General features: G+C 65.8%; 17 protein-coding genes. 7 read left to right on the top strand and 10 right to left on the bottom strand.

Features of this window, described 5'->3' with window-relative positions; genetic code table 11:
• Window positions 1–5: 5 nt before the first annotated feature.
• Entirely contained in the window at window positions 6–632 is a 627-nt protein-coding gene (locus ACFWF1_RS19550) for a TetR/AcrR family transcriptional regulator (RefSeq protein WP_379280920.1), read from the bottom strand.
• Window positions 633–920: 288 nt separating this feature from the next.
• On the opposite strand from ACFWF1_RS19550, the gene ACFWF1_RS19545 reads away from it, so the two are divergent.
• Both ACFWF1_RS19545 and ACFWF1_RS19540 read left to right on the top strand, forming a co-directional pair.
• Window positions 921–1,304 carry a hypothetical protein gene (locus tag ACFWF1_RS19545; RefSeq protein WP_379280921.1) on the top strand — a complete coding sequence of 128 codons (384 nt, stop codon included), beginning with the start codon at window positions 921–923 and terminating at the stop codon, window positions 1,302–1,304.
• 84 nt (window positions 1,305–1,388) lie between these two features.
• The gene (locus ACFWF1_RS19540) at window positions 1,389–1,934 is read left to right on the top strand and encodes a hypothetical protein (protein ID WP_379280922.1); all 546 of its coding nucleotides are present in this window, start codon (window positions 1,389–1,391) and stop codon (window positions 1,932–1,934) included.
• Between the two features lie 9 nt (window positions 1,935–1,943).
• Here the strand turns inward: ACFWF1_RS19540 and ACFWF1_RS19535 are convergent, their stop codons facing one another.
• The gene (locus tag ACFWF1_RS19535) at window positions 1,944–3,281 is read right to left on the bottom strand and encodes an aspartate aminotransferase family protein (RefSeq protein WP_379280923.1); all 1,338 of its coding nucleotides are present in this window, start codon (window positions 3,279–3,281) and stop codon (window positions 1,944–1,946) included.
• An 86-nt stretch (window positions 3,282–3,367) separates the two neighbouring features.
• Between ACFWF1_RS19535 and ACFWF1_RS19530 the strand changes: the two genes are divergently transcribed.
• The 3 genes from ACFWF1_RS19530 (at window position 3,368) to ACFWF1_RS19520 (ending at window position 6,260) form a co-directional block, all read left to right on the top strand.
• Entirely contained in the window at window positions 3,368–4,279 is a 912-nt protein-coding gene (locus ACFWF1_RS19530) for a LysR family transcriptional regulator (protein ID WP_379280924.1), read from the top strand.
• 351 nt (window positions 4,280–4,630) lie between these two features.
• Window positions 4,631–5,359, top strand: a complete 729-nt coding sequence (locus ACFWF1_RS19525) for a C40 family peptidase (RefSeq protein ID WP_379280925.1) — start codon at window positions 4,631–4,633, stop codon at window positions 5,357–5,359.
• Window positions 5,360–5,435: 76 nt separating this feature from the next.
• Entirely contained in the window at window positions 5,436–6,260 is an 825-nt protein-coding gene (locus ACFWF1_RS19520; RefSeq protein WP_379280926.1) for a transglutaminase domain-containing protein, read from the top strand.
• Between the two features lie 57 nt (window positions 6,261–6,317).
• On the opposite strand, the gene ACFWF1_RS19515 is transcribed toward ACFWF1_RS19520, so the two are convergent.
• Complete coding sequence (locus tag ACFWF1_RS19515) at window positions 6,318–6,491, bottom strand: hypothetical protein (protein ID WP_379280927.1); 174 nt, start codon at window positions 6,489–6,491, stop codon at window positions 6,318–6,320.
• 141 nt (window positions 6,492–6,632) lie between these two features.
• On the opposite strand from ACFWF1_RS19515, the gene ACFWF1_RS19510 reads away from it, so the two are divergent.
• Window positions 6,633–6,974 carry a hypothetical protein gene (locus tag ACFWF1_RS19510; RefSeq protein ID WP_379280928.1) on the top strand — a complete coding sequence of 114 codons (342 nt, stop codon included), beginning with the start codon at window positions 6,633–6,635 and terminating at the stop codon, window positions 6,972–6,974.
• 4 nt (window positions 6,975–6,978) lie between these two features.
• On the opposite strand, the gene ACFWF1_RS19505 is transcribed toward ACFWF1_RS19510, so the two are convergent.
• The gene (locus ACFWF1_RS19505) at window positions 6,979–7,725 is read right to left on the bottom strand and encodes a glutamine amidotransferase (protein ID WP_379280929.1); all 747 of its coding nucleotides are present in this window, start codon (window positions 7,723–7,725) and stop codon (window positions 6,979–6,981) included.
• A 256-nt stretch (window positions 7,726–7,981) separates the two neighbouring features.
• A complete protein-coding gene (locus tag ACFWF1_RS19500; RefSeq protein ID WP_379280930.1) occupies window positions 7,982–8,935 on the bottom strand; it encodes a serine hydrolase in 954 nt (317 codons plus the stop codon).
• Between the two features lie 388 nt (window positions 8,936–9,323).
• Here ACFWF1_RS19500 and ACFWF1_RS19495 point away from each other — a divergent pair, with 388 nt between their 5' ends.
• On the top strand, window positions 9,324–9,803 hold the full coding sequence (locus tag ACFWF1_RS19495) for a hypothetical protein (protein WP_379280931.1): 480 nt from the start codon (window positions 9,324–9,326) through the stop codon (window positions 9,801–9,803).
• Between the two features lie 131 nt (window positions 9,804–9,934).
• Here the strand turns inward: ACFWF1_RS19495 and ACFWF1_RS19490 are convergent, their stop codons facing one another.
• The 5 genes from ACFWF1_RS19490 to ACFWF1_RS19470 form a co-directional block, all read right to left on the bottom strand.
• Window positions 9,935–10,558, bottom strand: a complete 624-nt coding sequence (locus tag ACFWF1_RS19490) for a hypothetical protein (RefSeq protein WP_379280932.1) — start codon at window positions 10,556–10,558, stop codon at window positions 9,935–9,937.
• Between the two features lie 140 nt (window positions 10,559–10,698).
• Window positions 10,699–11,667: an ABC transporter ATP-binding protein gene (locus ACFWF1_RS19485; RefSeq protein ID WP_379281210.1), complete on the bottom strand. Its 969-nt coding sequence runs from the start codon at window positions 11,665–11,667 to the stop codon at window positions 10,699–10,701.
• Between the two features lie 89 nt (window positions 11,668–11,756).
• Window positions 11,757–12,836, bottom strand: a complete 1,080-nt coding sequence (locus ACFWF1_RS19480) for an ABC transporter ATP-binding protein (RefSeq protein WP_379280933.1) — start codon at window positions 12,834–12,836, stop codon at window positions 11,757–11,759.
• The gene (locus ACFWF1_RS19475; RefSeq protein WP_379280934.1) at window positions 12,833–13,813 is read right to left on the bottom strand and encodes an ABC transporter permease; all 981 of its coding nucleotides are present in this window, start codon (window positions 13,811–13,813) and stop codon (window positions 12,833–12,835) included. Before ACFWF1_RS19475 ends, ACFWF1_RS19480 begins: the two co-directional genes overlap by 4 nt.
• A gap of 80 nt (window positions 13,814–13,893) precedes the next feature.
• Window positions 13,894–15,666, bottom strand: a complete 1,773-nt coding sequence (locus ACFWF1_RS19470; protein ID WP_379280935.1) for an ABC transporter substrate-binding protein — start codon at window positions 15,664–15,666, stop codon at window positions 13,894–13,896.
• Window positions 15,667–15,668 lie beyond the last annotated feature (2 nt).

The following is a 15,668-nucleotide window of genomic DNA, read 5'->3' as shown; positions in this document are numbered from 1 at the left end:
GTCTCCTAGTTTCGCTCGGCGGGCTGGTCGAACATCCGGGCGGCCATCGCACAGTGGTCGTGCACGGCCGCGGCGAGTGATCTGGTGGTGTCGGCGGTGGCGGACATCGCTGCCCGGGTGGTGATGGTGGTCATGACTCCCGCTGCGAGCGCGGCAAATTCGGCAGGGACCGGTTCGCCGGCCCGCGCGGACAACAGTTCGCCGACAATGGCCTCCTGTTGCACGCCGGCGGCCATGAACGACGCGAAGATCCGCGGCTCCTGTTTGACGATCTCCATGATCAGCGAGATGGCTTCGCGCACTTCCTCTTCCGGCTCGAACGCCGAAGCGAACAGCCAGGTGAGGTCGGACATGAGCGCCCCGGTCGGACCACCGGCGACGAACTCCGCCCGCGCGGCGGGCGTGCCGATCTCCTCGATCGGGCCGACGATCGCGTCGAGCTTGGTGTCGTAGTAGTTGAAGAACGTGCGCGGCGAGACCCCGACGACCTTCGCGATGTCGTCGACGGTCGTGGCGTCGAGCCCGTCCGCGACCACCAGCCGTCGGGCAGCCATACACAGCTCGAGCCTGGTCTTGCGCTTCTTCTGTTCACGCAGACCGATCGGCGGCTCCGCGCGGGTGGGTAACGACATGGCAAAAATTTAACACAAACTGCAAAATTTCAGACAGTGCAATTTTCTGTGATCGCGCTCACCCGGCGGCACGCCAGAAGGACTGACGCCGCGAGGTCTCAACCCAGGCAATCCGTCGACCTACTACCCATCTGCGTGACTCAGCTCACCAATGCCAGCGCATACCGTCCAATAAGCAGCTTCTCAGGTTCGTCACCTACTGTTCATCTCAGTAGATGAGCCCGTTCAGATCACCTGAGCTCATCAGACCAGAGAGGCAATGAGGCCATGGCGCGACGTGTATTTCCCGTGCAATCAATCGGCACCGGCGGCTATCGCCGTTCGATCGCAGCGCTCGCGCTGATAATCGGCGGCGTCGTCGCCGCGACGGCGCTCAGCTCCGGCATCGCGATCGCAGACCCCGGCACCCGCTCGGACCACACACCCGGCCGCGGCACCCGCGGCGACACCACCGGCGCGCACCACATCGACCCCTCCGGTTATCACCACGCCGATGCCAATCCGCTGCGGCAGAACGAGCATCAGAACTCCTTGCGCGAGTACCGAAGTCAGCAGAACCCGGCCGAAACCACGGAGAACCGCGGCAACGGCGCGGCCTCGACCTGGACCGCCGTGCCGCGAGCCGATGGTGACGGCTGGGTCGTCTGCCGCCCCAGCGCCAGCTGGTGCTGATCGCCCCTCGCTCTGAACTTGCTGCACCACTTCGCATTACGGCCCGACGGAGCTGATCCGTCGGAGAGGGAAAGAGAGACGACGATGAGAACTGTCAACGGCACCGAGACCACCACCCGAATGAAAGCGCTCACCCTGCTCTCGATCGCCGCGGTAGCCGGCGGTGTCACCTTCGGTGCCGGAGCAGCCGCCGCCGCGGATGCCCGGACAACGTCGGCAGGCATTGGCGCGCAATGCCTTTGGGCGGCCACCGCGCATCCGCAGGGCTCAACCGTCACCGCCGGTGGTCAGACCTTCCAATGCACGACCGACCGCGGCACGCCGTATTGGCGGCAGGGACCGGCGGCGAGCCGCCCGAGCACCGTCCCCAATCCCGGCTCGTACACCACTCCGACGGGCCTGTTCAGCGCGGGCGCGCGGCAACCGGGCACGGAGTACAACGACTACTGCGTCGGCGGCCAGCTCATCGAGGGCAACGAGGACATCTACCAGGTGGTCGCGGACCGCAGCGGCAAGCTGTACTGGAAGGCCGCCGCCCCGATCTCCCAGTGGGCCTTCGATTCCGGCGCGGACCGCCCCGGTCCGTCGTCGCGGACCGCGAGCCTCTGCATCGACGGCAACCTGACCTGACCGCGCCCGTCACAGCATCCGCGCGGCCGCGTCACCGATCGCCTCGTCGAGAATGGCCAGGCCGAGGGACAATTCGTCCTCGGTGGCGGTCAGCGGCGGGGCGATCCGGAAGACGCCACCCATGCCGGGCAGCTGCACGATGTTCATGTGCAGACCCAACTCCAGGCAGCGGCGGGTGACCAGCGCGCCGAGTTCGTCCGAGCCCTGCTTGGTCTCCCGGTCGACGACGAGCTCGAGTCCGGCGAGCAGTCCGCGACCACGAATATCCCCGACGACGGTGTGCCGCTCGGCAATTCGCTCCAGTCCACCCCGCAGGAACGCGCCGAGCTCGGCGGCCCGCTCGTCGAGACGGTCGCGGACGAGCACGTCGAGCACGGTGTTGCCGACCGCGGCCACGAGTGGGTCGGCGACGTGCGTGGTGAAGAACAGAAAGCCGCGATCGTGCGCCTCCTGCTCGATCTCGGCGCTGGTGAGCACGGCGGCCAGCGGCAGTCCGGCGCCGAGCGTCTTGGACAGCGTGAGGATGTCCGGCACGATGCCGTCGCGTTCGAACGCGTACCAGGATCCGGTGCGGCACAGCCCGGTTTGCGCCTCGTCGAGGATCAGCAGCATGCCGCGTTCGTGGCACTTCTCGTGTAACGCGGCGAAGTAGCCGAGCGGCGGTTCGACGACTCCGCCGGAGCTGAGGATCGGCTCGACGATGCACGCGGCCAAGCTGCCGACCGACTGGGCGTCGATCAGGTCGAAGGAGAAGTCGAGCTGCCGTCGCCAGTCGAGTTCGCCGGTGTCCGTGGTGAAGTCGGGCCGGTAGGGGTGCGGTGCCGGGATGGCGAAGTTGCCGGGCGCGGCCGGGCCGTAGCCCTTGCGGCCCGCGCTGTAGGTCGCGCTCGCGGCGGCCTGGGTCATGCCGTGCCAGGAGCGGGCGAACGAGACGATCTCGTGCTTGCCGGTGACCAGCTTGGCCATCCGGATCGCCGCCTCGTTCGATTCGGCGCCGGTGGTGAGCAACAGCGCCTTGTCCAGCGGATCGGGCAGGGTGCCCGCCAGCCTGCGGGCCAGGTCGACGACCGGGCGACTGAGCATGCCGCTGAACAGGTGGTCGAGTTCGCCGATCTGGCGGCGGACGGTCGCGACAATGTCCGGGTGCGAGTGCCCGAGGATCGCGCTCATCTGCCCGGAGGTGAAATCCAGGATCTCCCTGCCACTTTCGGTGTACAGGAAGCTGCCCGCGGCGCGGGTGATGATCTCGGGGGTGAAGGTGCCCGCGCCCGCGTAGCGCACGAGGTGGCGGTCGGTGTCGGCCCAGAAGTCGGCGGTGGACTGCGGCGTGCAGGTAGGAGAAGCCATATTTCGACGGTAAGGGCGGTGCGAGCGACACGTCCATCTCACAATTCCGGCTGTGCTGTTCGGCTCAGCCGTACAAAAATCGAGGGATGCTGAACCCCTGGCGGCTGCGTTTGCTCAGCCAACTCGATTCCCTCGGCACCGTCCGCGCGGTCGCGCAGGCGGCCAACCTGAGCGCGTCCAGCGTGTCCCAGCAGCTCGCGGTGCTGGAGGCGGAGACGCACACGCAACTGCTGGAACGCACCGGCCGCCGGGTCCGGCTCACTCCGGCCGGGTTGATCCTGGCCCGGCGGGCAAGGGCCATCCTCGACCACATGGGCACCGTCGAGGCGGAGTTGCGCAGTCTCAACGGTGAACCGGCGGGGTTGGTCCGGCTCGGCGCCTTTCAAAGCGCCATCCACTCGCTGTGCGTGCCCGCGGTGACGCGGCTTGCGGTCAGCCATCCGCACCTCGACATCACGCTGCACGAGCTGGAGCCGCACGAGAGCATGCGTGCGCTGCGGGTCGGTGACGCCGATATCATCGTCACCACAACCGATTTCGTCGAACAGCCGCTCGGACCGGACATCGACATCGTGCCGCTGGCCACCGATCCGATCGTGCTCGTGCTGCCACCCGACCGGGCGGCTCGCGGACCCGCCGATCTCGCCGCGTACGCCGACGAGCCGTGGGCTTTCGATACGCCGAAGTCCTACATGGCGAATCTGGCGACCCGGCTCTGCCGCGAATCGGGCTTCGAGCCGCGGATAGTCTGCCGTTTCAGCAATTACATGATGGCGCTGCAACATGTCGAGGCCGGACTGTCGATCACCCTGCTACCCGGCCTCGCCATCGATCCGCGCTACCGCGTCACGACCAGGGAACTCACCAGTCCGGTTACCCGCACTATTACCGCGGTTATCCGGCGCGGTGCACCGCCGCGCGCGGCCGTCAATGTGGTGCTCGATGCCCTGCGCAGACACGGTGATCTACCTGGTACCACCGGGCCGATCGAGGGCTGAAAACACTCGAACGAAAAGCAGATCACTCGCCGACGAGCAGTAAATAGCCCGCGACACGGGCCGTAGCAGCCGGAATATTCACCGGAATGAATGGCGCATTCATGCAGGTCAATGATCTATTTCAATACCTATCGGATATTTAGTTACCGTTTCGTTATTACTTTTCAGTGTGTCGGAAATTTGTTCGAACCAGATTGTGTCGAAGGATGGGAAATCGGAACCGCTTGGACTGACAGATCACCGTGATGTTCTCGAATGTATTCGAAGACTTGGTGAAGTCCGGTGCGCCAGCACGTGCGGCGTTGCATGGCCCAGCCAAGGCCTTCGAAATGACCATCGGAGGACTTGATCATGGCATCGAAGACCGACGACGACGTCCGAAGTACCCGCTCGCTGCGGCGGGTGTTCTGGTGGACACTTGCCGCAGGCGCAGCCGTCTCCGGCGCACTCCTTTTCTCCGCCGCGGAGGCCTCGGCTCAAACAGTGACCGTTCCCGGCATCGGCAGTTTCGACATTCCGAACGAAATCTCCCTCCCCCCAGGGATTCCCGGACTCCAGGCCGCGGTACCACCGCAGGAGAGCGCGCCATCCGCTGCTCCCTCCCGGACCGAATTCTCCGCTCCCGGAATCACCTTCGCCCTCCCCGACATTCCGGGCTTCGAATACTCCGGTCTGGCAGGGCTTCCCGGCATCAAGCCGCCGAACATTTTGCACCCGCAGGTCGCACCGATGAAGACGACCGGCGAGGTCGCCGTCGAAGCGGCCCGCGCCAAGATCGGCTCGAACTACGGAACCTCCGCTGGGCCCGATGTTTTCGACTGCTCGGGCCTGGTGCAGTGGTCCTACCAGCAGGCCGGTGTCTCGGTCCCGCGCACCAGCTACGATCAGCTCGCCGCAGGCACCCCGGTGTCCAAAGACGATCTGCGCCCCGGCGACCTGGTGTCGTTCTACGGCGGCGGCCACTCCGCGCTCTACGCGGGCGACGGCAAGGTCATCCACGCCTCCAGCTACGGCACCGGTGTCGTCGAGTCGCCGATGTCGGAGATGCCGTACGCGGGCGCCTGCCGATTCCGGAACTAGAAGCTTCACACCGAGTTCGGTTAGCGAGCAGTCCGAATGCTGTTCGTCCGCGCCACCATTCCTTACGATCGTCAGCATGGCTACGGCGATCGAATACGACAGCCCTGGGCTGCCGACAAGCTTGCACGGCGTCGATCCTGCGGCGCTGGAACAGATCCCCACCGACATCGTCGACATCTGTCAACTCGCCCCCGGCCTGGTCATTCAACCGCGCGATGCCAAGACCCGGGACTTACCGCCAGAACGGTTCTCGGAGAATCAGATTCGTCCAGCCGCCACCCTGATCGAAGCGCTGCTCGCGTTGGATCCGGCGCCCGTGACAGTCCGGCGAGAACCGGACCGCCGCGTGATCGGCACCTGCCGGCACTTCGCGGTGATCAGCTGCGCACTGCTGCGCCACCGAGGGATCGCGTCCCGTGTGCGCTGCGGCTTCGCCACCTACTTCCAGCAGGGACATGGCCTCGATCACTGGATCACCGAGTATTGGCATGATGTCGAACGCCGATGGGTGCGCATCGATACCGAGATCCTCGGCCAGTCGATCCTGGATCGCCCGGAGGACCTCCGGCCCGGTGAGTTCTTCAGCGGCGGTGAAGCATGGGTCGCCTTCCGCGAAGGTCGCATCGACGCCGCGGCGTTCGGCGTCGGTGGCACCGCTAATTGGGGGCCGGCCGAGATACGCGGCAACGCGATCAGAGATCTCGCCGCCCTGAACAAGGTCGAGATGCTTCCGTGGGACGAGTGGGGGCGCATGACCGCGTCGTACAACGGCGAGACCGGCCCGGACTACGACGCATTCCTCGACACGATCGCCGTCACCGTCGCTGACGACGATCCAGCCGCTATCGCCGAACTGTATGCACACGACGAACTCCGAGTGCCTGCCGAACTCACCCGCTGAAAGTTCCCCTCAACGATTCGGCTCTTCTGCCGCCTGCGACATCAATCCCCGCGGGGATCAGTCGCTTTCGGTCGGTTCGTCCGCGGGTGCGGACGCGGCAGGCGCGGCTATCCGAATGACCCCGGCATCCAGATCGAGGGCAAGCCGGGGACGGTGCGGCTGTCCGTCGCTGTCCCCGCTGCCCTCGTCGGCCAGCTTCTGTCCCGGAAATAGTTCGCCCATGACGCCCATAACTCCACCATAGACCCGAGCGGACAATCGCCTGCGTTACGGACTGTGCCCAACAGAATACGTCCGGTTATCCGCCCATGAAGCGACCGAATTCGTCGGCGGGCGTGCTCGAAGATGTCCGATTCGCTCTACGCTGGCCGCATGTCTGTTCGCCGTCTGATTGTCTTGTCCGCGCTCTCCGGTTTCGCCTTGCTGGGAGCGTCCGCATGCACCGTGGAAGGGGCGGGCACCAAGACCGACTGCGCGGTGAGCGGCTGCACGGTCACCTTCGATCACGGCGTCGATGCCAAGGCCACCATCCTCGGGGTGGACGCGGAACTCGTTGCGGTGAACGGCAATACGGTCACGTTGAAGGTGGGCAACCAGGAGGTCAGCGTTCCGGCCGGGGACAGTCGGCCCGCCGACGGGCTGAGCGTGCAGGTGCAGGAGATCACCGGCGACAAGGTCGTGGTCAGGCTCTCCACCGGAGTTACCGCCAGCTGAGCGGTCAGCGCGGATCGCTGCGGTATCTGGTGACGAATCTACGCAGTATCTCCTTGGGTGCGGTGATCGCTTCCCGATGCCCTAGTGCGGTGAGGTAGTCCGCCTCATCCGGGTCGAAATAGCCTGCGTGCCGGTAGGTTTCGATGCGCAGTGCGAGTCCGTCACCGTCGAGTTCGGGGTGGAACTGGGTCGCGTACACGTGCTCGCCGACCCGGATCATCTGCACCGGGCAGTCGGCCGAGGTGGCGAGCAGCACCGCGTTCGGCGGCACCTCCTGACACGCCTCCTTGTGCCCGACGAAGGCCCGGAACGTCTGCGGGACGCCCGCGAGCAGCGGGTCTTCGCCTGCGTGGTCGGTCAATTCGATGGTCTGCGCGCCCGGCGGCTCGTCGTATCGATCGCCGCTCACCAGGCCGCCGAGTACATCGGCCAGAATGCTCAGCCCGTAGCAGGCGCCCAGATACGGGAAGTCGCGCGCGACGATCTCGGCGAGCAGCTTCTTCAATCCGGGCTCGAACCGCAGCTGGTAATCATATTTCTCGGACTCCGGATTACCGACATTGCTCGGCCCACCGCCGACGATCACCGCCGCGAAGTCGTCGAGCACCAGGTCGGGCAGGCCCTGCTGGTCCATCTGCACGCGCACCACGTCGTCGGCGTCGAGCTCGCCGGCGCGCAGCACGGCGCGGTATTCGTCGTCCGCGGCGGGGCGCTCGGGTCGCAGTTGGAGCAGCAGGCACGGCTTGGGCATGCACAGATTGTGCAAGACCGGCACCGCTGACATGGCGTTACGCGGACAAGTGGCGAGTCACCGGCAGCGAAACGTCGGTCGTTTGAATGACGGTCGTACGGCCGATACCCGGCACCGGGCGCGACTGTCAGGCTGGACGGTGTTCTTCGGCTGGGACACGGCCACCCGACACGACTGAAGCCGAGCACCGAGGGGTTAATCGGACTTCAGTACGGCAGCCGCAAGCGCCAGCCTGCGGCTGCCGTGTTTCGCGTACCTACGCGGGCGGGGCTATCGCAGTGGATCTGTTGTCCTCGTTGCCGAGGTTTCTTGCTTGCAGCGGCTGGTCGAAGGTGCCGCGCAGGACGCTGACGCCGGCGGTCAGTGCGGAACCTCCGGTGTTCCAATCGATTCCGGCAGGCTGCGAGGTCAGCACGACCACCGTGTACGGCAGCTGGGTCGCGCTCGGTCCGACCAGGCCGGTGGTGTCCAGCGTGGTGGAGTTGTCCAGCCCCATCCAGCCCTGTTTTACCGCCCAGCTGAGGCCGGGCAAACCGTCCGGGATGCCGAAGTACTGGTCGGTGCCGTCGGCGGAGATCTCGCTGGTACCGCGGAGCGCACCGACGACAATGTCTCGGGCCGGCTCGGGCACCACGGTGGTCAAGTAGCGGTAGACGGTGGCCACATCCCGCGCGGTAGTCAAGGTCTCGCCCCATTCCTCCGGGTCGTCGGGCGGCTGCGTCCCTGTCAGGCCGATCGCGTCGATCATCCTGGCGACGATCGCGTCGCCACCGTTCGCGTCCCACAGGGCGTCGGCGACGTTGTCGTCGCTGGCCGACAGCATCTCGCGCAACTGTGCCGCGGTATCCGAATCAGGCTGCCAGCCTTGGCTGTTCAACGCATCCAGGGCGATCAGCAGTTTGACCACCGACGCGGTGTAGAACTGCTGATCGAGATTCAAGCCGACAAGCACTGTCCCGGAACTCATGTCGACCACGTCGATCCCGACCTGCGACCCCGGCGAGACGGCCTGAATCGCCGCCTGCATCTGCTGCGCCAGCGCCGTGGACGACACGGCGGACTGCGGCAGGTGCGGAACAGGGGTCCCGCGAACCGGTGTTACCGCGACCGGCGGAGTACCGTTCACCGGTGTCGCCGCCACGGCGGAGCCCTGGTCGTGCGGCCCGGCCGCGGCCAGCGGCGCCGCCGCCGCCAACGCCGATATCGCCACTGCCGCTACGCAACCGGCGGACGCTGCCCCCCACCCCCATATCGATCCCATACCTATTTAAACCATGTGCGACTGGTGAAACCTCGAGGGGCACTTGGCAATTAGCTGTGACCTAGCCGCGAGCCCCGGATTCTCCGATCGGGACAGCCTCAGGGTCAGCTCACGACGGGTATCGGGGTAGGTCCGCCCTAAGGATGACATCGGACGCGACCGCGGGGCGATGCCCATCGGGGGCGGACCCGCGCAGAATCGCTGGTGCGGTTGGCGATCACAAGCATTCTGTAGGGAAATTCCTAGCCGCAGGCGATTTGATGCACGGGTGCAGTTGGCGGGGCTCCTGCGCAAACCGAAGTGAGATCACGATCTACCTGGTGAAATGGAGAAGACAGTGCCCGCGACGTTCCCGAGTTCCAGCACCCTGGCCGCCTCTGACGCAGTGCAGGACTACCGCCGCCGCGGATGGACAGTCGCCGAAACCGCCAACGGCGTCTGCCTGATCACCGACGAGCGGATAGCGGCCATCGAACTCACCGGCACACTCGCCGCCGAGGTCCGCCGCTTCCTGCGCGCGAACAACCTGTCCGGCCCGGTCATCGAGATCCCCGGCGCCGAGCGCCGCGAGATCCACCTGGTAGTCGGCGCCGCCAAGGCGACACTCGCCATCGAAGCCCTGCGCAGCGCGGGCGCGATCGTGCACACCGACGGCGCGAGCATCCCGCTTCCCCCGACCCGGTTGTCGAACGGCGCAGCCACCTGGGACATCTCACCGGCCCAGGCCCGCTGGATCCCGCCGGTGGTCGCGATCGCCGCCGCCGTCCACGCCGCCGCCCCGACCCGCCATCGGCGCCTCGTCGAGGTGGCCTGCTAAGCGCCACAACAGGTTCGAGCAGGCTCTCCGCTGACCAGGGTCGAGCCCGATCCGAACGGACGGACCGGGCTCGGCACCAGAATCGGTATCTCAGCACCTGATCGGCGTGCTAGTCGCGCCGGCGCGTTCCCTCAGTTCGTCTGCTTGCCCTTGCCGGAGCCGCTGCCCGCCTTGCCCTTCGGTGCCTTGGCCTTCTGGGACTCGCCATTGTTGCCTGTATGGGTTGCCTGGTTTCCCGCGGTGCTTCCCTGCTGCTGGTGGCCGGATCCACCCTGCTGCCGCATCCCGCTCTGTTGGGTTTGGCCGGCTTGGCCGCTTCCACTGTTGCCCGCCTTGCCTGCCTGGTTGACAGCGTCTTGCCCCTGGTTTGTGGCAGAACTGCCGTTTTGCTGCTGGCTGGATCCAGCCTGCTGCTGCGTCGCGCTGTGCTGTCCTTGGCCCTGCTCGTTGCTTCCGTCCTGACCTTGACCAACGCGGCCGTCCGCTTGATTTCCCGCGTTGCCCGTCTGGTGGCCGGCGCCAGGTCTTTGTTGCTGCTGTTGCTGTCCCCCGCTCTGCGCTTGGCCGGCTCCGTCGTTTCCACCATCCCCTTGGTTTGGGACGTTGCCCGCCTGATTCCCACCGTTACCGGCCTGTTGTCCAGCGTCGCTTCCTTGTTGTTGCACGGCGGTGGGCCTGGCCGTCGCCGTCCCCGTGCCGGTCAGTGCGATAGCTGCGGCAGCGAACAGCACGACCGTCGTAGTTTTCCGAATCATGCGTAACCCCGTCTCTTTCGAGAGTGGTACGCCCGAGTGTCAGCCGGACGCCAGGTCGACCGATCGGTCAGCCCATCGCGTATTCGATGCCGGGACCATTCCAGATGGGATCGAACAGGATTCGGCTCGGCACCGGTCGATCAGGCGACCACGTGGCGCGGTTCCGGGAAATGGCAAGCGGCCCGGTGTCCTTCGGTGGATGAGCCCAGTTGGATCAGTGGTGGTTCCTGCTCGGCGCAGATGTTCTCGGCCTTCCAGCAGCGGGTGCGGAAGCGGCAGCCGGAGGGCGGGTTGATGGGTGAGGGGACGTCGCCGGTGAGGCGGATCCGGTCACGTTGTTTCGCGCTGTCGGGATCGGCCTCCGGCACCGAGGACAGCAGCGCCTGCGTGTACGGATGGTGTGGGCGGTCGTAGAGGTCGGCGCGGTCGGCGATTTCCACGATCTTGCCCAGGTACATGACCGCGATGCGCTCGCTGAAGTGCCGCACCACGGCCAGGTCGTGTGCGATGAACACGAAGGCGATGCCCAGGTCGCGTTGCAGCCCTTGCAGTAGGTTCACCACCTGCGCCTGAATGGATACGTCCAGGGCGGACACCGGTTCGTCGGCCACGATGAGCTTCGGGTTCAGTGCCAGCGCGCGGGCGACGCCGATGCGCTGGCGCTGCCCGCCGGAGAATTCGTGTGGAAAACGGTTGTAGTGCTCGGGATTCAGGCCGACCGTCTCCAGCAACTCCCGCACTCGACCGCGCCGACCACCGGGCGGGTTGATGCCGTTGATCTCCATCGGCCCGGCGATGATCGTGCCCACCGTCTGCCTCGGGTTCAGTGAGGAGTACGGATCCTGGAAGATCATCTGGATCTCGGACCGGATGGGCGCCAGCTCGCGGCGCGTACGGTGCGTGATGTCCTGACCGCGGTAGGTGATCGTGCCTGCCGTCGGCTCCAGCAGCCGGGCCAGCATCCGTCCGGTGGTCGACTTGCCGCAACCGGACTCACCCACCAGGCCGAACGCCTCGCCGGCGGACACGCTCAGATCAATGCCGTCCACGGCGCGCACCACCTCGGATTGCCGTTTGAACAGGAACCCGGAGCGGATGGGGAAATACATCTGCAACCCCGTCGCCGTCAGCAATGGTCCGGCGTCGGTGCGGCGCGAAATCGGTTCGGACAGTGACTCTTCGGTCAGTGCCTGGTCGGTCATGATGCGCTCCCGATGCCGAGCGTCGGCCGGACGATATCGACGAAGATGCGGTCGGCCTCCTCGTCGGCCAGGTGACAGGCCGACCCGCGCCCTGCGGCGGTACCGAGCTCCGGCCGCTCGATCTTGCAGCGCGCGTCCGCCACGCGGTCCACGTAATCGCACCGGGGATGGAACGGACATCCGGACGGCACGTCGATCAGGCTCGGCGGCGCACCCCGCACCGGTTTCAGCGGCGTGTCCACATCGCCGCCCAGGTGCGGGATCGACGACAGCAGACCCCAACTATAGGGATGCCGTGGCTGTTTGAGCACCTCGCGCACCGTGCCTCGCTCCACGCATCGGCCCGCGTACATCACCAGCACGTCGTCGGCCATCTGCGCGACCACGCCCATGTCGTGGGTGATCAGGATGATCGCCGTGTTGAACTCGCGCTGCAACTCTCGCAGCAGGTCCAGGATCTGTGCCTGCACCGTCACGTCCAGTGCCGTCGTCGGCTCGTCCGCGATCAGCAGATCGGGATCGCAGCAGAGTGCGATCGCGATCATCACCCGCTGCCGCATGCCACCGGAGAACTGGTGCGGGTACTCGTCCACCCGCCGTTGTGGTTGCGGTATACCAACTTTGGTGAGCATCTCGATGGCCCGCGCCCGCGCCCGCTTCTTGGACGCGCCGGTGTGCCTGCGGTACGTCTCGATGATTTGGTCGCCGACCGTGTAGTACGGCGACAACGCGGTCAACGGATCCTGAAAGATCATCGAGATCCGCTTGCCCCGGAACTGCCGGGTGGTGCGCTCGTCCGCCCCGGCCAGATCCGTTCCCTCGAACAGAATCTGCCCGCTGATCGTCGAATGCTCGCGATTGTGCAGGCCGAGGATGGCCATGGCCGACACGCTCTTGCCCGAACCCGACTCGCCGACGATGCCGAGTGTCTTACCCCGCACGAGGTCGTACGACAGCCCGTCCACCGCCTTGACCGTGCCGTCTTCAGTTCGAAAGTGCACGAACAGATCTCGCACCGAGAGGATGGTGCCTTGGCTGGACATGTCACGCTCCAGTGTCGATTCGGCCCTGGTCATCCCAGCCTCACCCTCGGGTCGATGAACGCGTACACGACGTCCACCACGATGTTGGCCACCACCACGGCGGTGGCGGCCAGCAGCACCACGGCCATCATCACCGGCAGATCCGAGTCCTGCACGGAGAAGACGGCCAACTGCCCGATCCCGGGCAGATTGAACACGGTCTCGGTGACGAGGGCCCCGCCGAGCAGCACCGCGATGTCCAGTCCGAGCAGGGTGGCGATCGGGCTCATGGCGCCGCGAAAGGCATGCTTCAGATAGACATTCGCGTTGCCCATGCCCTTGGCGCGCACGGTACGGACGTAGTCCTCGTTCAGCACTTCCACCATCGAGGAACGGGTGAACCGCGCGTAGGCCGCGGCGGTGATGATGGCGAGGCAGACCCAAGGCAGGAACAACCCGGTCCCCCATTTCACCGGATTATCGAAGAACGACGTATAACTGGGCACCTCCATGAGGTGCGTCGAATACACGAAGAGGAACAGCAGGAACGGGCCGAGCACGAAAATCTGCTGCGCGCCGCCGAGTACTGCGAAACCCATCGCAGCTTTATCGGCGAACTTCCCCTTGCGCAACGCGGCCAGCAGGCCGAGGCCGATGCCGACGACCAGGAACATCACCACCGCGCCGACGGTCAGCGAGAACGTGACCGGGATCCGATCCAGGATGGTGTCCAGTACCGGCCGATGGTTGTGGAACGAGTAACCGAGGCACGGAGCCGAGCAATAGGTGTCGGCGATGCTGCGGCCGGTGAAGATCCCGGCGAGGTAGTCGAGGAACTGCTGCCAGACCGGCTTATCCGTGCCCAATTGGTGTGCGACAGAGGCGATCAGCTCGGGTGAGCAGGTTCTTCCGCAGGCCAGCCTAGCGACATCGTTGCCGGGGGCCACATAGAACATCACGAAGGTGACCGCGCAAACAACCAGCAGGATCACAAGGCCGCCGAGGATCCGGCGGGTGAGGAAGGCCAGCATTCGGAGATCGCTCTCTGGAGGAGGAGCCGGGTGACGGGCAACCTGTCCGGCACCCGGCTCGAGACTTCGTCAGACTCGCGCTACTTCTTGATATAGGCGGTAGTCAGGTCGAGGCTCAAGCTGATCGCGTCCATCCGCGCCCCGCCGACCTTCGAGCCGAACATCAACTGTTTGCGCAGGTACACCAACGGGATTGCGGCGGCATAGTCCCGCTGAATCAGCTGGTCCAGCGGCATGTACTCCTTGCCCTGGGCGTCGATGTCCTGGATCGCCTGCACGCGGTTGATCTCGTCGTCGACCCCCTTCTCCTTGAGCTGGGCGTAGTTGTTGCCCTCATCCTTGACCGCCCCGCCGTAGTACACCGCGCTGTACACAGTCCGGTTGGTCGGCCAGTCCGGGCCCCACGAGTTCCAGATCAGGTCGAACGGATTGTTCAGGCGCCCGACCGCATCGTAGAAACCCTTGTCCGGCACCGGGTTCAGGTTGACCTCGAAGCCGGCGGCCTCCAACGCGCGCTTGATCGGGGTACCCCAACGGTCGGCGGTCGGGGTGGAGTCCCAGGCCACGTTGACCTTGTAGCCGAGTTGATGTGCGTCGGTGAGGATCTGCTTCGCCTTCTGCGGGTCGCCGTTGTCGCCGACGCCGTACGGGTTGGGCTGCGCCGAGTAGCCCACCGAGTTACGCGGGCTGAGCGTGGTGGCGATATTGCCGAAGAAGGGGCCGCCTTGCGTGGTGAGGACGTCCTGCTTCGGGAACGCGGTGGCGATCGCCTTGCGGACGTTCACATCGGTGACCCGGGCGGTGTTGATCGCGAAGGCCTGCACGGAGTTGGTCTCGGCATCGACGGTGCGCTGCTTCAACTTCGGATCCTGCAGGATGGCCTGCACTTGATCGGTGTCGATACCGCTGTAGTAGGAGGCCGCGCTCGGGTCGGTGTCCGCCTTCAACTGGTCGGTTTGCTGCTTGGCCATCACACCGAACTGGAAGTGGATCTGATCCGGGTACTGGTGCCGGACCGGGTCGGTCTTCGGATCCCAGTTCGGGTTTCGCACCAGGGTCAGCGTCTTGTCCACCTCATGTGCGCCGATCTTGTACGGCCCGGTGGCCATGTCGCCGAGCCCGTTGGCGTCCAGGTCGGCGGGCTTGGCGTCCTTGTCCTTGCGCACCGGGACGGTCTCGCTCATCGAGGCGGCGAACGGGAAGTCCGACTCCGGCTCGGCCAGGTGGAAGATGATGGTCTTGTCGTCCGGCGTCTCGATCTTGTCGGAGCCGAGTTCCTGGCCACCGAACGGACCCGGGTAGACCGAACTGAAGTCGTCCTTCCCGGCCAGCCACAATTGGACCCACTTCGGCCCGGTCGCGAACGTCGGATCGAATGTGCGCTCGACGCCGTACTTGATGTCCTGGGACCTGATCGGCGTGCCGTCGGCGTACTTCACGCCGTCCTTCAGGGTGTACTTCCACGTCTTACCGCCGTCGGAGGCCTCGCCGGTATTGGTGGCCAAGTCGCCGACCAGCGCCATCGAGCCGTCGTCGTGCTGGTTGAACACGGTGAGCCGGCGGTTGATGAGCCGGAATGTTCCGTCGTCCGGGGCGGTGTAGACCTTGGCCGGGTCATAGTGCGGATGGTCGGCGCGCCACATCAGGTCGAGTGTGCCGCCCTGCTGGGCGCCGGATACCTCCGCGGCCGGACCGGTCGACTGTTTGCCGGTCGGGTCGAGAGTGAGTTTGCTCTGTACGGCCTTCGGCTGGTCAGTACTGCCGACATTGGTGCCGCCGGCCGAGCAGCCTGCCGTCACCAGTGCCAGCGCCGCCGCCACCGCAGCGGCCTGCGCGAGATGGGTTTTCTTCATTC

Source organism: Nocardia sp. NPDC060255 (assembly GCF_042727395.1).
Taxonomy (GTDB): domain Bacteria; phylum Actinomycetota; class Actinomycetes; order Mycobacteriales; family Mycobacteriaceae; genus Nocardia.
Note: the sequence above shows the minus strand (reverse complement) of the source record. Positions and strands in the feature narration are given on the sequence as shown.